This is a genomic window from Bradyrhizobium sp. CB82, from assembly GCF_029714405.1.
GTDB lineage: Bacteria > Pseudomonadota > Alphaproteobacteria > Rhizobiales > Xanthobacteraceae > Bradyrhizobium.
Genome location: NZ_CP121650.1, coordinates 2517799 through 2535262, shown reverse-complemented (window position 1 = coordinate 2535262; position 17464 = coordinate 2517799). Strand labels below are relative to the sequence as shown.

At 63.3% G+C, this 17464-nt stretch carries 12 protein-coding genes and 1 pseudogene; 6 read left to right on the top strand and 7 right to left on the bottom strand.

The window, feature by feature from the left end; genetic code table 11:
- Positions 1-103: 103 nt before the first annotated feature.
- The 3 genes from QA640_RS12260 to QA640_RS12250 form a co-directional block, all read right to left on the bottom strand.
- Positions 104-1963, bottom strand: a complete 1860-nt coding sequence (locus QA640_RS12260; RefSeq protein ID WP_283040881.1) for a TRAP transporter large permease subunit — start codon at positions 1961-1963, stop codon at positions 104-106.
- Between the two features lie 8 nt (positions 1964-1971).
- Positions 1972-3003 (bottom strand): TRAP transporter substrate-binding protein, encoded by a 1032-nt coding sequence (locus QA640_RS12255; protein ID WP_283040880.1) that lies wholly within the window; start codon positions 3001-3003, stop codon positions 1972-1974.
- Between the two features lie 310 nt (positions 3004-3313).
- Entirely contained in the window at positions 3314-3754 is a 441-nt protein-coding gene (locus QA640_RS12250) for a DoxX family protein (protein ID WP_283040879.1), read from the bottom strand.
- Between the two features lie 96 nt (positions 3755-3850).
- Between QA640_RS12250 and QA640_RS12245 the strand changes: the two genes are divergently transcribed.
- From QA640_RS12245 to QA640_RS12230, 4 genes are all read left to right on the top strand, one after another.
- A complete protein-coding gene (locus tag QA640_RS12245; protein ID WP_283040877.1) occupies positions 3851-4771 on the top strand; it encodes a LysR family transcriptional regulator in 921 nt (306 codons plus the stop codon).
- 146 nt (positions 4772-4917) lie between these two features.
- Entirely contained in the window at positions 4918-6393 is a 1476-nt protein-coding gene (locus QA640_RS12240; RefSeq protein ID WP_283040876.1) for a caspase family protein, read from the top strand.
- Positions 6394-6653: 260 nt separating this feature from the next.
- Positions 6654-8330: a SulP family inorganic anion transporter gene (locus QA640_RS12235; RefSeq protein ID WP_283040874.1), complete on the top strand. Its 1677-nt coding sequence runs from the start codon at positions 6654-6656 to the stop codon at positions 8328-8330.
- Positions 8331-8550: 220 nt separating this feature from the next.
- Positions 8551-8826: a hypothetical protein gene (locus QA640_RS12230; RefSeq protein WP_283040873.1), complete on the top strand. Its 276-nt coding sequence runs from the start codon at positions 8551-8553 to the stop codon at positions 8824-8826.
- On the opposite strand, the gene QA640_RS12225 is transcribed toward QA640_RS12230, so the two are convergent.
- Entirely contained in the window at positions 8810-10084 is a 1275-nt protein-coding gene (locus tag QA640_RS12225; RefSeq protein ID WP_283037679.1) for an IS256 family transposase, read from the bottom strand. The two genes, QA640_RS12230 and QA640_RS12225, sit on opposite strands and share 17 nt — an antisense overlap.
- Before the next feature lie 131 nt (positions 10085-10215).
- Between QA640_RS12225 and QA640_RS12220 the strand changes: the two genes are divergently transcribed.
- Positions 10216-10908 carry a hypothetical protein gene (locus QA640_RS12220; RefSeq protein ID WP_283040871.1) on the top strand — a complete coding sequence of 231 codons (693 nt, stop codon included), beginning with the start codon at positions 10216-10218 and terminating at the stop codon, positions 10906-10908.
- A 175-nt stretch (positions 10909-11083) separates the two neighbouring features.
- Here QA640_RS12220 and QA640_RS12215 read toward each other — a convergent pair whose 3' ends face one another.
- From QA640_RS12215 to QA640_RS12205, 3 genes and pseudogenes are all read right to left on the bottom strand, one after another.
- Positions 11084-12061, bottom strand: a complete 978-nt coding sequence (locus QA640_RS12215; RefSeq protein WP_283040870.1) for a VOC family protein — start codon at positions 12059-12061, stop codon at positions 11084-11086.
- Positions 12062-12489: 428 nt separating this feature from the next.
- Positions 12490-13461, bottom strand: coding sequence for a cytochrome C-binding protein (locus QA640_RS12210; protein WP_283040869.1), 972 nt, complete (start codon positions 13459-13461; stop codon positions 12490-12492).
- A gap of 885 nt (positions 13462-14346) precedes the next feature.
- Positions 14347-15398: pseudogene (locus QA640_RS12205) on the bottom strand (IS110 family transposase).
- Positions 15399-15568: 170 nt separating this feature from the next.
- Here QA640_RS12205 and QA640_RS12200 point away from each other — a divergent pair.
- A complete protein-coding gene (locus QA640_RS12200) occupies positions 15569-17338 on the top strand; it encodes an adenylate/guanylate cyclase domain-containing protein (RefSeq protein ID WP_283040867.1) in 1770 nt (589 codons plus the stop codon).
- Positions 17339-17464: the final 126 nt, after the last annotated feature.

Here is a 17464-nt window from a genome sequence, read left to right as displayed (position 1 = left end):
AGTATCTCCATCGCGGAAGCACCCCCACCCCAGCCCTCCCCCGCAAGCGGTAGAGGGAGCGCACCTCCTTCGCGGTAATCAAGCACAATCCCCCCATCACGGTCTAATAACCGAATGCGCGCGGCAGCGCGGTCGAGATCGACGGCACGAAGGCAATCACGAGCAGGCAGAGCATCAGCAGGCCCAGATAGCCCGTGATCGGCTTCACCGTCCGCTCGATCGGCACATTGCCGATCAGGCAGGCGCCGTAAAGACCGAGCCCGAGCGGCGGCGCGAACAGGCCGATGCCCATTGCGATGACCAGCACCACGCCGAAATGCAGGGGGTCGATGCCGAGCTGCACCGCGACGGGGAGCAGCAGCGGTCCGAAGATGATCAGCGCGGCGGCGCCCTCCAGTACCGAACCCATCACGATCAGGACGAGGATCGCGAGCAGCATGAACAGCCAGACGCCAGAGGTCTTCGACAGGGCCAGCATGAAGTCGCCAACCGCGTGCGGCACCTGCTGCAAGGTCAGCGTGAAGGCGAGCGACTGCGCAGCCGCGACGATGAACAGTACCAGCCCGGCGCGTGTCGCGGCCTGCACAAAACTATGCGCGGCGGCTTTCAAAGTGAGCTCGCGGAACACGAGACTGCCGACCAGAATGGCATAGGCTGCGGCGAAGGCGGAGATCTCGGTCGCGGTGGCAAAGCCGGTCTTGAAGCCGGTGAAGATCATGAAGATCAGGCCGAAGGACGCGATCGCCCCGCTCCAGAGACCAGAGACCGGAATCTGCGGCTCGGGATCCTCGGCTTCAACCGAGGCCGGCGGCTTGCCGAAGATGATCGACACGGCGATCAGCACCAGAGCCATGAGGGCCGCCGGCAGCAGGCCCGCCATGAACAATCCGCCGATCGAGAGGTTCGCAACGAAGCCGAGGATGATCAGGTTGATGCAGGGCGGAATGGTTTCCGCCATCACCGCTGAGGCCGCGAGCAGTGCCACGGCGCCGCCCGGATTCTGACGGGAGCGCCGCGCGGCCGGGATCAGCACCGAGCCGACGGCTGCGACATCGGCCATCTTCGAGCCGGAGATGCCGGAGAACAGCACCATCGAGGTGACCATCACGACGTTGAGGCCGCCGCGCATGCGGCCGACCGCGCGCTGCAACAGTTCGATCAGCCGCACCGACATGCCGTTGGCTTCCATGAGGTAGCCGACCAGGATGAAGAAGGGGATCGCGAGCAGCACGAAGTTGTCGATGCCGCGCGCCATCTGCTGGGCGAAGATGACGCCGGGCAGCGAGCCCTCCACCCAGATGAATATCAGCGCCGCCAGCGCCAGTGCAAAACCGATCGGCAGGCCGCCGAACAGCGTGACGAAGAAGCCGATCAGCATCACCGTGCCGGACGACGGCACCGAAGCGGGCAGCAGCGCATCCCAGGCGAGATAGAGGCCGGTCACCACGGCGATCGCAACGAGACCCTTGGCGATCTCGGACAGCGGCCTTGCACAGAGCTGATCGATTGCGAACACCGTCATGAACAGCGCGCCGACGCCCATCGGATAGAACGTCAGCTCCAGCGGCAGCCCGGATCCCGTGGTCTGGCCCGCGGTCAGCGTGCCGAGCTTGATCGCGTTGTAGGCGACGTAGGCCGAGATCAGCACGATCAGCAGCGCGCCCGCGGCATCGACCAGCGCCCGCAGCCGCAACGCCAGCATGTCGCGGAAAAAAGAAACGCCGACATTCTCGCCGCGCGCGAGCGCGCTCGCCGCACCAAAGAAGGCCGATCCGACCATCAGCCCACGCGCGACGTCGTCAGACCATTCGACCGGCGCATTGAAGAGGAAGCGCAGCAGCACCGAAATGCACACCACGACGAGATCGGCGGCCAAGAGGATCGCCGCGGTCGCGTCGCTCACGCGCAGCAAAAGGGGGATGCTCCCGCGGCGGCCGCCTGAGAGGGACGCGGCGGCTGTCATCGTCACCTTCAGGCCTGGGTCGCGCGGATCATGTCGATGACGGGCTTGGATTCAGGCCGCGTCTTGATGAAGTTGTCAGTCTGCGGCATGACGCGCCTCCTGAACGCGTCGCGGTCGCATTCGGCCACCGTCACGCCCTTCTCAGTCAGCGCCGCAAGCGCCTCCTTCTCGACCGCAAGGCCGTGCGCACGCGTGTCGGCCGCGGCCGCCTTCGCGGCAACGAGAAAGCCGTCGCGCAGCTTCGGATCCATGCGGTTGTAGGTCATGTCGCTGAAGTAGATCGCAAGCGGCGAGAAGTTGTGCTGCGTCAGCGCATAGAACTTGGCCGTTTCGAAGAACTTGCTCGCCAGGATGGTCGGTGGGTCGTGCTCGAGCCCGTCGAGCACGCCGGCCTGCAGCGCGGTGTAGATCTCGCCGAACGCCAGCGGCGTCGCGGCCGCGCCCATCAGGCGCAGGCATTCCGTGATGACGGGGTTGGGCAGCGTTCTGATCTTCAGGCCCGCGAGATCCTCGGGCGTCTTCACCTGCTTCTTCGCCAGCACGCTGCGCGAGCCGAAATTGTAGGCCCAGGCGATGATGCGGATGTTGGCGCCCTTGAGCAGCGCATCCTCGATCGGCTTGGCGGCGCCGGCATCGAACGCCTTGGTCTGCTGCGGGAAACTCGCAAAGAGATAGCCGAGGTCGAAGGTGCCGACGAGCGGCACCAGATTGGCCGAGATCGACGAGCCCGATACCATCAGGTCGATGACGCCGAGCTTCACCGAATTGATGACGTCGATTTCCTGGCCCAGCTGATTGTCGGGGAAGAACGCGACCTCGACCTGCTCACCGAGCCCGTTGGCCTTCAGCTGCTTGACCAGATTGTCGTAGTAGACGCGGCCGTTGGCATATTTCGGATCGTTCGGCAGCGAGGAGGAGCATTTCAGCTTCAACGTCGCGGCCTCGGCGCGGCCGATGATGGCCGGAGAGAATACGAGGCCGGCGGCTACCGCCGTCGAGGTTTTGATGAACGCGCGACGGCTCACTGGCACGATTGTCATGTGCTCTCTCCCCAAGCGTTTTTTTATCGTGCCGCAGTCGTTGCCGCAGCCGTTTCATCGACTGTAGGGCCAAAGCGACAAGACAGGCAAGGGTAGCGGTACGTGGCGACACGGAGGGCGGCAGGCGCGGACGTTTCGGCGAAGAGACGCGCGACGAATGGTGCCGCGCGCGGCCAGGCTCAAAGCCGATCGATCCAATTCAGCTTTGGATCAATGCAGAGGTCATTCTGCTTTTCCCGCGACGAAACTCGACAAGGCTGCGGGACATGATCCCGCAGCCTTGTCTCTCAATTAATCCTTGCGAAGGACGTCAGCGCGAGTGCGCGCCGCTCAACTGGCCAACCGCGACGTCCTGGCGCGAGGGGCGCAGCGCGTAGGCGCCGTCGCCGATCAGCGCCTGCGCAACCAGTGCGATGGCCCAGAACGCGGGGAATTCCCAACCGCCCTTCGGATTGGTGAAGAAGAAGCCGGCCGCGCCGTGCACGGTGAAGATGGCGCCGAGCAGGATCGGAATGCCGGCGAGCGCGGCGTAGCGGGTCCATACCCCGAGGATCAGGGCGATGCCGCTCGCCACCTCAACCGTCATCACGAGATAGGCGAGCTCGGGCGGAAAGCCCAGGCTGCCGAAGAACTTTGCGGTCCCGGCGGGGGTAAAGACGAAAAATTTCAAGCTGGCATGGGCGAGAAACAGCACACCCAGCGTCACGCGCAACACCAGCGCCGCATAGGGCGCGGTACGGGAATCGATCATAATGGTCTCCTTTGATTTCTCACCTTATGATCTATTCTCAATTCGCTGATAATCTGCTATTTTGGAAGAATAGTTCACACCAATAGAGTGAAATCATTGCTAGACCGCCTGACCAGCCTGGAAGTCTTCGCCAAGGTGGCGGCGGTCGGCAGCCTGTCCGGCGCCGCACGCGCGATGGGCTTGTCGCAGACCATGGTCACCAAGCACGTTGCGTCGCTTGAAGGCCGCCTCGGCATCAAGCTCTTCCATCGCACCACGCGCCGGCTGTCCATCACCGAGGCCGGGCGCAGCTACCTCGAATCCTCCGAGCGTATCCTGGCCGACATGGAGACCGCCGATGCCACGGTCGCGGCCGAACGGGTCGAGCCGCGCGGGCTGCTCCGCGTCAACGTGCCGGTGGTGTTCGGTACCCGGCAGATCGCGCCGCTGCTCGGCGATTTTGCCGAGCGCTATCCGAAGGTCACGACCGAACTCGGCCTCAACGACCGGCTGGTCGATCTCGCTGAGGAAGGCTGGGACCTCGCGATCCGCATCGGGCGCTTGCGCGACTCCAGCATGGTGGCGCGACGGCTGGCACCGAACCGGCTCGTGGTGTGCGCCGCGCCGTCCTATCTCGCCAAACACGGAACCCCGCGCACCGTCGCCGACCTCGCCGCGCACAATTGCCTCGGCTACACGCTGTCGCAGCAGGCGAGCGCCGCCGAATGGCTGTTCGGCGCGGACGGCGAGATCCGCGTCCAGGTGAGCGGCAACCTCCGCGCCAACAATGGCGATGCGCTGCGCGCCGCCAGCCTCGCCGGCCTTGGCCTCGCACGGCAGCCGACCTTTATCGTCGCCGATGATCTGCGCGCCGGGACCCTGGTGGCGCTGCCGCTCGACCAGCCGGAGATGCAGTCGTCGGCGGTGCATGCGGTCTATCTGCCGGACCGGCGTCCGCCGGCGAAGGTCCGCGCCTTCATCGATTTCCTGGCAGCCCGCTTTTCGCCGGAGCCGCCTTGGGATCGCGGCCTGGTCTGACAACGCCACCACCCAGGGTGGCATCTCCGGCAGCAGACCTGCCCAATTTGCCGCACGTGTCAGCGTGAGCTAGCGCACAGACTCCGTCATGACACACAGCTAGAAAAGCTGTCACCCTCGCGCGCATTGCCGATGGAGGTGACACCATGCGCCGTCCGGCCCTTTGCAATCTGCTTCTTGCATCCAGCCTTCTCGTTCTTTCGCAGCTCATCACCGTGACGGACGTCTCTGCCGAAACACGGCTCGCGCTCGTGATCGGCCAATCCGCCTATCGCGCAGTGCCCGAACTGCCCAACGCCGCCAACGACGCCAAGGGCATGACCGAACTGCTCGGCAACGCCGGCTTCAGCGTCACCACCGCACCCAACCTCGCGCAGAACGAGATGCGCCAGGCGATCAGCGACTTCGCCGGCAAGGTCGCCGCCAGCGGCGCCGACACCGTCGCGCTGGTGTTCTATGCCGGCCACGGCCTGCAGATCGACGGCGAGAACTATCTGGTGCCGGTCGACCTCGATCCGAAGCGCGAGGCCGACATTCCATTGCAGGGCGTGCGGCTGAACGACCTGCTCAATACGCTCGGCGCACTGCCGACGCGCGCGCGCATCTTCATGCTCGATGCCTGCCGCAACAATCCGTTCCCGGCGCTCAGTGGCGCGGGCCACGGGCTTGCCATCGTCGACACCAGGGCCGGCGCACCGGGCTCGTTCATTTCCTACTCGACATCACCGGGGGCGGAAGCCGAGGACGGCTCCGGCATCGACAGCCCCTACACCACGGCGGCGCTGACGATCGCCAAGCAGCCGAACCTGCCGATCGAGGAAGTCTTCAAGCGCATCCGTGTCGCCGTCGCCCAGTCGACGGACGGCCGGCAGATCCCCTGGGAAAGCTCGTCGTTGACCGCTGATTTCAAGTTCTTCGGCGAGAGCAGCGCCCAGCAGCCCTCCGCTCCCGGCGCGGGTTTGCCGGCGCTGGCCAGCGCAAGCCGCAGCGTCGAGGACTGGCGTCAGGAGCTGCGCGGCAAGGAGCCGAAGGTCGCCTACGATCTCGTGATCGCCGACGACAGCGTGCCTGCGTATCAGGCCTATATTGAGCTATACGCGCAAACGTCCTACACGGCGCGCCTGCGCATGATCCTGGAACGCCGGCGCCAGATGATGGCGTGGGAGCAAGCGGTCGCGATCAACACCCGCGCCTCGTACGAGACCTATCTCACCAACTGGGGCGGCAGCGACCTTGCCGCGACCGCGCGCAGGCTGCTGCTCCGCGTGCAGAACCGCAACTACGGCCCGGTCGCCGCGGCGGCTGCAGTCCCGGTTGCCGTCGCGATGGCGCCGACCTGCCCGTGTTCGACGCCATCCACTCCTGCAACGCCGATCAATCCGACCGTGGCGCCGATCATCAAGAAGCGCGTCGATGACACGCCGCCGAAGAGGAAGGTCGTCGACACGCCGCCGAAGCGCCGGCCTCCACCGGACGATGTGGTCGTGGAGCGCGCTCCGCCCCCGGGGCCGCCACCGGCCGCCGTCATGCAAGGCATCGGCATCGGCGTCGGAATTGGCCTCGGCATGGGAATGGGCGGCGGGCGCGGCGGCGAGATGAACCACGGCGATTATCGCAGGTAGCCTTACTGCTTCATAAACGCTCTAACTCCTCATCCTGAGGGGCTTGCGAAGCAAGCGTCTCGAAGGATGTGGGCCACAGGGCAGGACCTCATGGTTCGAAACGCGCTTCGCGCTCCCCACCATGAGGGTTAGTGACAAAGGCTGAGATCGAGAAGGCGCCCGCAGATGCACAGGGACCTGCGGGCATCTTCATGAGCGCCTGACATCTTTGGATTCCTGTTAGTCTGCTCCCCGCCATTGTCGCCGGGGAATTCGTATCGATGCCGCAAGACGCTGACGCCAAGCCATCCTGGCCGCTATTGCGGTCGCTCTCGTCCTATCGCGCTGGCCTGCTGCCGGGAGATCTGATGGCAGGCCTGACGCTCGCGGCGATCGCCATCCCCGAGCAGATGGCGACATCGCGGCTCGGCGGCTTCGAGCCGCAGATCGGCTTCTTCGCCTTCATGGCGGGCTCGCTCGGCTTTGCGCTGCTCGGCAGCAACCGCTTCCTGTCCTGCGGCGCCGATTCCACCATCACACCGATCTTTGCCGGCGGCCTTGCGGCAGCCGCCGCGACCGGCTCGCCGGAGTATCAATCGCTAGCGATCGCGCTCGCGCTGATGGTCGGCGCGATGCTGGTCGCTAGCGGCATCTTTCGCCTTGGCGGCATCGCGAATCTGTTGTCGGTGCCGGTGATGGTCGGCTTTCTCGCCGGCATCTCCGTCCACATCATCGTCTCGCAACTGCCGGGCGTGCTCGGCGTGGAGGCGCCAAACGGACCGACGCTCGATCGCATCGGCACGCTGGCGCGCGAGCTTGGCCGGTCCAATCCCTACACGATCCTGATCGGCTTCGGCGTGCTCGCCGTCGTGTTCCTCGCCGAGACGATCAGCGCCAAGATTCCCGGCGCGCTGATCGGACTTGTCGGCGCGACGCTGGCGGTGATCGGGGCCGGGCTCGAAGGCAAGGGCGTGAAGGTGGTCGGCACCGTCCCGGGCACGCTGCCGATGCCGACCTTGCCGGAGCTTGCCCCGGAGGCGTGGGTACACCTCGTTCCGCTGGCCTTCGTGATCACCATCGTCGTGATGGTCCAGACCGCGGCGACCACGCGATCGTTTCCGTCCGATCCCGACAAGCCCGCCGACGTCGACCGCGATTTCCTCGGCGCCGGCGCCGGCAGCCTGCTTGCCGGCGTGTTCGGCGCGTTTCCTGTGAATGCCAGCCCGCCGCGCACAGGCATCGTGGTCGAGACCGGTGGGCAGTCGCAACTGTCAGGCCTCGCCGCGGCGCTGATCGTGCTGGCGCTGCTCGCCTTCGGCACCGGGCTGTTGCAGCACGTGCCGGACGCGGCGCTCGGCGGCATCCTGCTGTTCGTCGCGCTCCGGATCATCCGCGTGAAGCAGATCGCCACGATCTATCGCCAGTCCTTCAGCGAGTTCCTGCTGATCCTCACCACTGCCGCGCTGATCATCGTGCTGCCGATCGAGCAGGGCGCGTTCCTCGGCATCGTGCTGTCGCTCCTGCACGGCATCTGGAGCACGACGCGCGCCGAGCTCGTCGAGTTCGATCGCGTGCCGGGCACCACGATCTGGTGGCCGGCGCATCCGCATATCGCGGGCGAGCGCGTCCCCGGCGTCGCCGTAATCGGATTGCAGGCACCGCTGTCGTTCCTCAACGCGCCGGGTTTCCGCAACGACGTCGCCGATCTCTTGAAGACCGCGACGCCGAAGCTGATCGTGCTGGAAGCAAGCGGCATGGTCGAGATCGACTTCACCGCGGCCCAGGTCCTGCTGGAGGTCTTCAAGACGTGTAACCAGCAAGGCGTCACCATCGCTGTCGCGCGGCTGGAGTCGGTCCGCGCGCAGAACGCGTTCGAACGCTTTCGGCTTTACGACGCGCTACCGAGCGACCGCGTCTTCCACAGCGTCGACGAGGCTGTCCGGAAGCTCGCCGGCTAGGCCTGTACTCATATGACGCGGGCGATGTGGAAATGTCCGCTGTGGGGTGGAGCGGAAGGGTTTGACAGGCAAACCCATCCGGACTCGATCGAAAGTGATCCAAGGCGGACGTTGCTACGGGGCAACACCGGCCGGAAATCCGGGGGTGCGCCGCCTCTTGGAAAGGTTCCGAATTGCAATCGCCGCGAACGGCAATGAGAATTTGTTGGGGGGTGGTCAAATGAGCAACCGACTTATTTCCATTATTTGCGGGAGCGCTTTAATCGTAGCAACAAGCGCCGCTGTCTTTGCCGCTGATATGGCCGTCAAAGCTCTTCCGTCAGCGCCGCCGCCTGCTAAGTGGGATTGGTCCGGGTTCTATATCGGTGTGGGCGGCAGCTATAACTGGACCCATTTCGACCAATCGCTGCAGGGCGTATCCGGCGGGGATGTCCCGATCGCTGTTGAACTACGTCGGGCCGACGTTGCCGGAATGAATGTTACGCGGCCCTCGTGACGTGGGCAACGGGGTTGATCGTCATGCGATTGTGGCGAGCTTGAAGGGCCGCACGCAAAACCGACAATTGCTTATGCGCCTTCAATCGTCGGAAGCCCTTGTTGGCCTCGATCATGCCGGCCGCGACCCATCGCAAGGCCATGCCGGCATCCCGCCAGCGTTTGACGTTGCGCGTGACGCGGCGAATGGTGCCCATCATGTTCTCGGCGATGTTGGTACAAGCGAGCGATCGACGAAGCTCCTTCGGCAGCTTCAACCGGACGACAGTCAGGATTTCGTCGAGGCCTTCGAGGATGCTGGCCGCTACGCCGGGCCATTGCTGGTCGAGTCGACGCGCGAGATTGCGGATCAATTTTTCAGCCTTGTCGGCGTCATCGAGCTCCCAGGCCTGGCGCAGCACCCGACGGGTGGCCGCATGATGCTCTTTCGGCAGGCGTTCCATGATGTTGCGCGCCTTGTGGATCTGGCAGCGCTGGATCGCAGCGGCCGAACCGAAGGTGCGGCGGATCGCCTTCGACAACGCCTTCGCGCCGTCGGCGATGAACAGTCTTGGCACCGTCGGGTCGAGCCCGCGCGAGACCAGGTTGTCCAGCAGGGCCTGAACCGTTGCGGCGTTCTCGGTCGCCCCTTCCACCAGCGCCAGCGGATGCTTGTTGCCTTCGCCGTCAACCCCGATCGCGGCCACCAGCACGAGATCGTCGCCGAGATGCAGCCCGTCGATTTGGACCACCAGAAGGTCGAGCGCGGACAGATCGGCAGCCATGAAGTCGGCCAGCCGCGCCGCCGACAGCGCTACGAACCTCCGCGAGGCCGCCGACTTCGAAACCCCCGATCCGGGCGGTGCCGGCACGTCACCCTCGGGCAGCCGGACAGCGCGGCCGAACCGGCGCGTCGACACATTGATCAGCATCAGGTTCATCGCCCAGCGACCGAGCCAGTCCTCCTCCGCCGCCGTTTCCCAGCTCGGGATCGTGACCTCGCGGCCGTCCACGCCCCGGACCCGCGGGCGCTCGACCTCGATCTTGCCGCCGTGGAAGCCGATCCGTCCCCGCGTTCGGCCCCAACGGTGCGCCCGCCGCGCCGCGTCGCGACCGTGGCGCGGCCCGCAGGCCGCCGTGACATCCGCCTCCATCATCGTGCCGAGCGCCTCGATCCCTGCCGCAAGGCAGAACCGATCGAAGCTCGCCCGCACTTCTGCAAACGCTTCGTCCACAGCCCCGGTCGCCGGCCAACCAGCCGGTGTGATATCTCTCGTCATGGCGTTGCTCTCCTTTGTGGAATCAGCACCCCGAGCCTACCGGCTCAAGGTGGGCAACGCCGACCTCTTCAGAAATTCAACAGAACCCGGGACATCCCGTATCCGGCCTCATCAGTGTATTTGATGCGGGGGTGCTAACCGCCCAAGGGCAAGAGGGTGGTCCCTTTTTCGACTACAATCGAAACAAATCCGGTTTCGCCCCCGATGTTCAGTTCGGCTATATGCATCCGTTTGCCGGGGGCGACTGGCTGGCTGGGCTCAAGTTCAATTATAAATACGCAAACGTCGACTCGAAGCAGAACGTGAGCATTCCGCAGAATGGGACCGGCACCGTAGTAAGCGGACCGAACGCCGGAACCTCTGGACCTATCACTGGGTTCTTGGCGATCAGCCCAGCGGAAATCAATCTCAAGCATCAGTTTTCGCTTATCGGCACCATCGGCCGGGCATTCGGCAATTTTACGCTATACGCCGGTGGCGGTCCGGCCCTGTTCGGCGTGGAGTCCAATTTTATCAATGGGATTCCCTTTGCCACCCAGTCGTTGAGAGGAACGTTCCCCACCAGCCTGCCGATCACCGTATTTAATCAGAATTGGGTGTGGGGCGGCGCGGCGCAAATTGGTACTACCTATTCCTTTGCCAGCGGCTGGTTCTTAGATTTTGCCTACACCTATGCGCGTTCCACGAGCTTCACCATCTCCGACACGGTCACTGTATTCAACCAGAATGGGACGTTGTCGACCTCTGGGTCTGCTGTCTTGAACGCCCAAGAGCGGGTCACCAATCAATCCGTGACGCTAACGCTCAATTATCAATTCCACTGATCTGATTACGGCGACTTCCGCTTCTGTGCCTTCGCGACGTTTGCACCGCCACCAGACCTCGGTCGCGAACGGGGCGTAGCGGAAGTCGACGGACAGCCGAGTGTTGCAGATGGCGACGCTCGTGACCGACTGAGACATCGAGGTCCGGGCAATGCTTTCAGCGCCGAACACGGCGTTAGCGGGTCTTGCCGCGCATCGCATCCCACCACGGACAGGTGCCAGCCATGCGTTCGTAGTTGCCTTCCATCACCTGAACAGTGGCGCGGCGCGTCTCAGCACGTGGGGTGGGCGCGCCGATGTCCTCGAACAGGCCCTTGTGGCCCCAGAAGCTGCCAAGGTTGGTCATCTCCACGGGTGGCGTTACGTCGTCGACCTCCCTGCCACCCCAGCCGCATTCCACGTAGATATCCGACGGGGTGCGCATGTAATACGACGTCATGAGGTCGTTGGGATGGCGGCCGAGTGTGGCGACGATTTGCTCCGGGGTGCTCTGCAGCAGATCGTAGCCCTGGCCGACATCGTCGAGCTGATAGTACTCGACGAGCAGGTGATGCATGCTGCGCACCGGCGCGGCCACGAGAGCCACGCTGTGGTGGCGTGCGTTGACATGCATGAAGTAGGCCTTCAGCGGGGCAACCATGAAGTCGCTGATGCGAAACCCCAGCAGGTCCTTGTAGAAGGCCAGGGCGGCATCGATGTCGGGGAATGTTAGAAGGGTGTGGCCCATGCCTTGTGGGCCGGTACGGAAGCCGGAGACGTCGCGGCCAGGCTTAAAGACAGTGTCAGCTACCTGGGCGCCGTGGAAGGCTTCCAAACGATTGCCGGCGGGATCAGCGAAGGAGATCAGGTCCGTCACACAGCGCTGATCGGCCAGCGCTGCGGGTTCGTGCTTCACGGCGACGCCGGCGGCTTCAAGGCGGGCAGCGAGCGAGTCGAGAGCCGCGGCATTGGCGACTTCCCAGCCGAAGACCCGAGCGCCCGGCTCAATGGCCCGGTCGATGAACAGGCGCTGTTTGCGGTCGTCCATACGGAAGGCACGCATCGAGCTGGCGCGGTCCACGGCCTGCATGCCAACGTTTGATGTGGCGAACGCGGCCCAATCATCGAGGTTCGACGCGCCGACGCCGAGATAACCGAAGGCCTGGATTTCCATGGTCTATCCTCCCCGGTTGTTTTCTCGACAAGGCTAAGAGGCCGCGAGCGCCATTGCAATCGGTGTATTGGGGCGTTCACTCGTCAACCGACAGCAAAATACCGGCGTGGTCGCGACAGCCGGAATAGCGGGCATCACAAATTCACGCTGCCAAGTGGGCTGATGGCTGATCGCTTCAGTTGGCGCAGTGCAGCGGTATGTCTGAAGTTTGGGTAGATCGGACGTGGCTGGCCAACTGCAAGAATGTCGAGATTGACCCTAAACGGATGTTGGCTCCCACGCGACCTCAAGCGCGCGCAGAAGATCACTTTGTACCCGGTTCACAGGTCGGCTCGCGTGGGCGGTGAGCCGCCCTTTAGGTCGACCACGGCCAGCTCGGCTTTCGCCTTGGCGACTTCGCGCAGGTAATCCAGCATCGGCACGTCGACTCAGGGCTGAAGGGACGCCGCGTAGGCGGCTAGCGCCACCATGTCGTCGAGCGTCAGCTTGCTCACATTGGTCGCCATCAGCGGGCTCCATGGACCGGCCCGCGTGCCGTGCTGAAAATCGTAGAGTTGCCGCACGAGGTAGCTCGGCGAGCGTCCAGCGAGGCCGGGGATCGGTCCCACTCCGCTCAGTTCGGGCCCATGGCAGATCGTGCATGGCGCGCTCTTTCCGTTGCCGCCGGTGGTAGCGAGTTGTCGGCCCTGTTCGACGCTCCCAGGCGGCACGTAGGCGATGAAGGGCGATCGCGCGTCGCGCATCTCGAAGCGCTCCAGATCCTCCGGAACCTCGATGATGCGACCGGCGATCGGCTCCATCTCCCCGCCCGGTAAGGCCGCGAGAAACCACCCGGCGACACGGGTCTTCGGTACGGTGGCGGTCTCCACCACCTTGATCACTGCCCGCGGCTTCAACCCGGAGAAATAGGCCGCTGCCTGTTCGATTTCCGTATCGGTAATGCCCCTTGCAGTCTTGATCATCAGCTGCGGCGGGATTCGTTGCGGGACGGAGGTCGTCCGCTCGCCGCTTTTGAAGTCGGCCATCTGCTGAACGATGTACTGCGCGGAAAGGCCGGCAATGCCGCTATTTTCCGGCCCGCCCGGCCCATCCGCCCGGTGACACACGCCGCACGCCATTACGTCCGGCTTGCGGCCATGAGCGACGATATCCGGCAGCGGCGGGTGGTCCGAAGGATGCCAATCGAGGGCGAAGAATAGATCTCGTGCCTGCGTGAGCGTGAACGCGGCAGTGCTGTCGGGAACATGCCGCGGCGCCCCATCGTCGGGATGCACTTTGAAATCCGGCGGGTTTACCGGATACGCCCAAGCGGGCGGCGCATCATCAGCTTGCGCCCACGTTGTGAGCGGCGCGGCGGACAGAGCTAGGCCAAGCCCCAATCCCACGAGGATCGCATTCATAGTCCGCCTCCCCTGAGTTCCTCCCCCGGTTGGTGGACTGGTCGCCATCCCCGAACTCGACCATACGCTGCTAAGTCTGCGCCCCCGAAAGCCGATACGCAACTTGTCCGGCGCGGGCCCCATTGCGGCAAAGGGCCGCTTTGGGTCGAGACGGGCCGCAATCGGCGGGTACCAAGTCTCAGGATTTTGTTGACTGGAATTGACTCCATCAATGCCACCCGCCACCGACGAGTTGTCGGCTCTTGGCCCTTCGCGTCTTTCACTCGTGCGCAGCAACGGGTCGCTTCCGGAGTGAAGCGGACGCAATTCAGGCACGTCCGGAAGCCGGATTTATGAATACAAACCCCAAGGCAAGTCGGTATTACTGCACGAGCGCCGCATAGTCCTTTTGCACGGCCTCCCGAATCCAGCTCGCCTGGATCGCGCGATCGCGACAAATCCCGCGGGTCTCGTTGAGGTGTCCTATGAGAGGCAGAGCCGACTTGATTTGCTCGCCGCAAGTATTACGGCTTGTGACCCCGGCCGTGCGTTGCAAGCTAAATCTGCAGAAGTGGCGGTGACTGGTCTTGCGCTTCTGTATCCGGCCCTCGCGTGGAGCAGATCGCTCCTGGCCATCATGGATATCCGCGCGCGTCCGATCTCATTCTCGGATAGGCCCTCAAAGGCCAGTTGGGTCACCAGATAACGCGACGGCTAGACCGTTCCTCCATCTTCCTCAAATTTAACTCGCAGACCTCGGCGGGTACTACCAAGCGGCTCAACGATTGGCTGAAGCCATCCCTTCGGAGTCGCCGTCGCTCGCTCGCCTTAATCGGCGAGCGACGGGGGCGGAGAAGGGTGGCGGTCATCCCTTTGGTGAACCAGAGCAAGCTTATACCGCTCACATCATACCGCTGCCGCGCTGAGACGCGTCTCGTATACACGATGTTCTACAAGCACGCTCCATGCGATGCGGGCCAGCTTGTTAGCTAGAGCTGTAGCCAGCACGTTATGGTGCAACCGTTGAGCCGCGGCAGCAAGCCAAGGTCCAAAGCTGTGCTGCATCCAATTCCTTGGCCGAAGCAGAACGACGCGGGCGGCCTGCAGGAAGAGCATGCGAAGGTAGCGATTGCCGCGTTTGGTGATGCGTCCGAGAATCGTTCGATCACCTGTGGAGATCTGCTTGGGGACCAAATCCAGCCAAGCAGCAAAATCTCGGCCGCGTGTGAAGGCAGCTCCTTCAGCGATCGCAGCGACGATGGCGCTCGAGATGATCGGGCCTATGCCCGGTATTGTCATCAAGTGCCGACAGGGTTCCGTGTTCTTGGAGAGCACATCGATTTCGTCAGTTACAGCCTCGATGCGATCGTCGAGGCGGCGCCAGTCTTGAGCCAGATCCTCTAGGATGCGAACCATCCGCGGTGACAGGACATCTGTGCGTTGGGCGAGGATGTCCGGCAATGCGTGGCGCAACCAGTGGAGCCGCTGCCTCACCGTGATGCCGTGCTCCAGGAGAAAGCAGCGGATCTGATTGATGATCGCGGTCCGTTGCCCACCAGGCGATAGCGCACGCGATGCAACGCCTGCAGATCGAGCTGCTCATCGGTTTTCGGCGGTACGCACCGCGTCGTGGGGCGTTGCACGGCTTCAGCGACCGCATGCGCATCTCGAAAATCATTCTTGTGGGTCTGCCGGAAAGGCTTGGCGTAGACCGGCGGCACTTGCCTCACGTCGTGGTCGAGGGCGAGCAGATCGCGGGTCACATAGTGCGTTCCCATGCCTGCCTCTATCCCGATCAAGCATGGCGGCATATTCGCCAGCCGCGACACAATTTTGGCGCGCGCCACATTCTCGCGCAGCACAATTTCTCCTCGGGCATCGAGGCCAACTAGGTGCAGTATGTTCTTGCCCGGATCGATACCAATGGTAACGACTGCGGTGGCAAACTTGCGCGGCATGGCGTGGCTCCTTCTCCTGACTACCCCACAAGCATGCTCGCTGGTTGGGCGGGAGCACGGCCGGTCCATCCCATTCTGAGACATGCCGGAAATCCGCTCCGCCACGCTGGCTGAGAACCAGTTCCCATGCTTTGATAGCCTGAGCTGAGATCGATCGATCGGAGGCTTCGTTGGCAGGCGAGCATATAGAGCGGCGGCTCGCGGCGGTGCTGGCGGCTGATGTGGCCAGCTACTCGCGCCTCATGGGCGTTGACGAGGTCGGCACGCTAGCCGCCCTGAAAATGCACCGCCGCGAGGTCGTCGATCCAGCCATCGCTGCCCATAACGGCCGCATCGTCAAGACGACGGGCGACGGCATGCTGGTCGAGTTCGCAAGTGCTGTCGATGCAGTGACCTGCGCGGTTGAGGTTCAGGAGAAAATGGCAGAGCGAGCGGCCAGTGGAGCTGGGCCGCGCATCCTGTTTCGCGTCGGAATAAACGTTGGCGACATCATCATTGACAGCGATGACATCTTTGGCGACGGCGTCAACGTCGCAGCGCGGGTCGAGAACGAGTGCGAGCCGGGTGGAGTTTGCTTGTCCGCCAATGCCTTCGAGCAGGTCAGAGGCAAGACCAGCTTCTCGTTTGATGATCTCGGCGAGAGATCACTGAAGAATATAGAGCGGCCGGTCCGCCTTTACGCGGTGCGCTCGGCTGCACAGTCGGCGGCCAGCCCGAGGTCGTCTCCGGATGGGACCAAAGCCCTACCACTCCCGGACAAGCCCTCGATCGCCGTGCTGCCGTTCCAGAACATGAGCGGCGATCCGGAGCAGGAATATTTCGCGGACGGGATGGTGGAGGACATTATCACCGCGCTTTCGCGGTTCAAGTGGTTGTTCGTCATCGCTCGCAATTCGAGCTTCACCTTCAAAGGCCCAGCCGTCGATATCAAGGAAGTCGGGCGTCGGCTTGGCGTACGCTATGTCCTTGAGGGATCGGTGCGCAAGGCGTCGGGGAAAGTCCGCATCACCGCACAATTAATTGATGCGGCTACTGGCGCGCACATCTGGGCGGACAGGTTCGAGCGGGACTTGACGGACGTTTTTGCTCTTCAGGACGAAGTGACGGCCGCTGTCGTCTCTGCGATCCAGCCAACGTTGCTTAAAACAGAAATTGTAATGGCGGCGAGACGACGACCAGAAAACCTCACCGTGTATGATTTGTATCTCCGAGCAATACAGCAGTATAACCTGTTGACTCGCGACGCGATGGCCGAAGCGGCTCGGTTAGCCTATCGTGCACTGGAGCTGGACCCTCGGTTCGGCTTTGTGGCTGCTCTGGCAGGTCTCTGTCACATGAACAATGTCACTTTGGGTTATGCCATCGATCCTCAGTTAGACAGACAGGAAGCAATTCGGCTTCTTCGCTTGGCATTGAGCGTCGATGATGGTGATCCGGAAACATTAGCATTTGCTGCCATAATCTCGGCGTTCATGGTCGGCGATTCTGAAAGTGAAATCGAAATGGCAGACCGGGCGGTCGCGCTCAACCCAAACTCATTTAACGCATGGCGCGCGCGAGGTTGGGTCTATCAAACTGCGGGCCTACCAGAGGAAGCGGTCCGAAGCTTTGAACGTGCCGTGCGCATGAGCCCAGTAGACCCGCGGCTTCACATAACGTTCACTGGGATGGGGTTTGCCTTTATTGAGCTTCGTCGCTTTGAGGATGCCATCATCGCGGGAAAGAAAGCCCTTCGTCAGAACCCCTCCTATTCGGCAGCTTACCGTTGTCTCGCGTCCGCTTTCGCCCATGTCGGACGTGACGATGAGGCGCGTGAGGCAGCGGCGCGTCTGCTTCAGGTCGATCCCTCCTTTACGATTTCCGCGTGGATTGCTCGCGGAGGGCAATCGAACTCGAAGCTGATGATTGAGGGCCTTCGAAAAGCGGGTTTGCCTGAGTAAACCGCCTATGCCGACGGGGCGCATCAATGCGCGAGTCCGGAAATGGCCCTTCGCGTCTTTCACTCGTGCGCAGCAACGGGTCGCTTCCGGAGTGAAGCGGACGCAATTCCGGCACGTCCGGAAGCC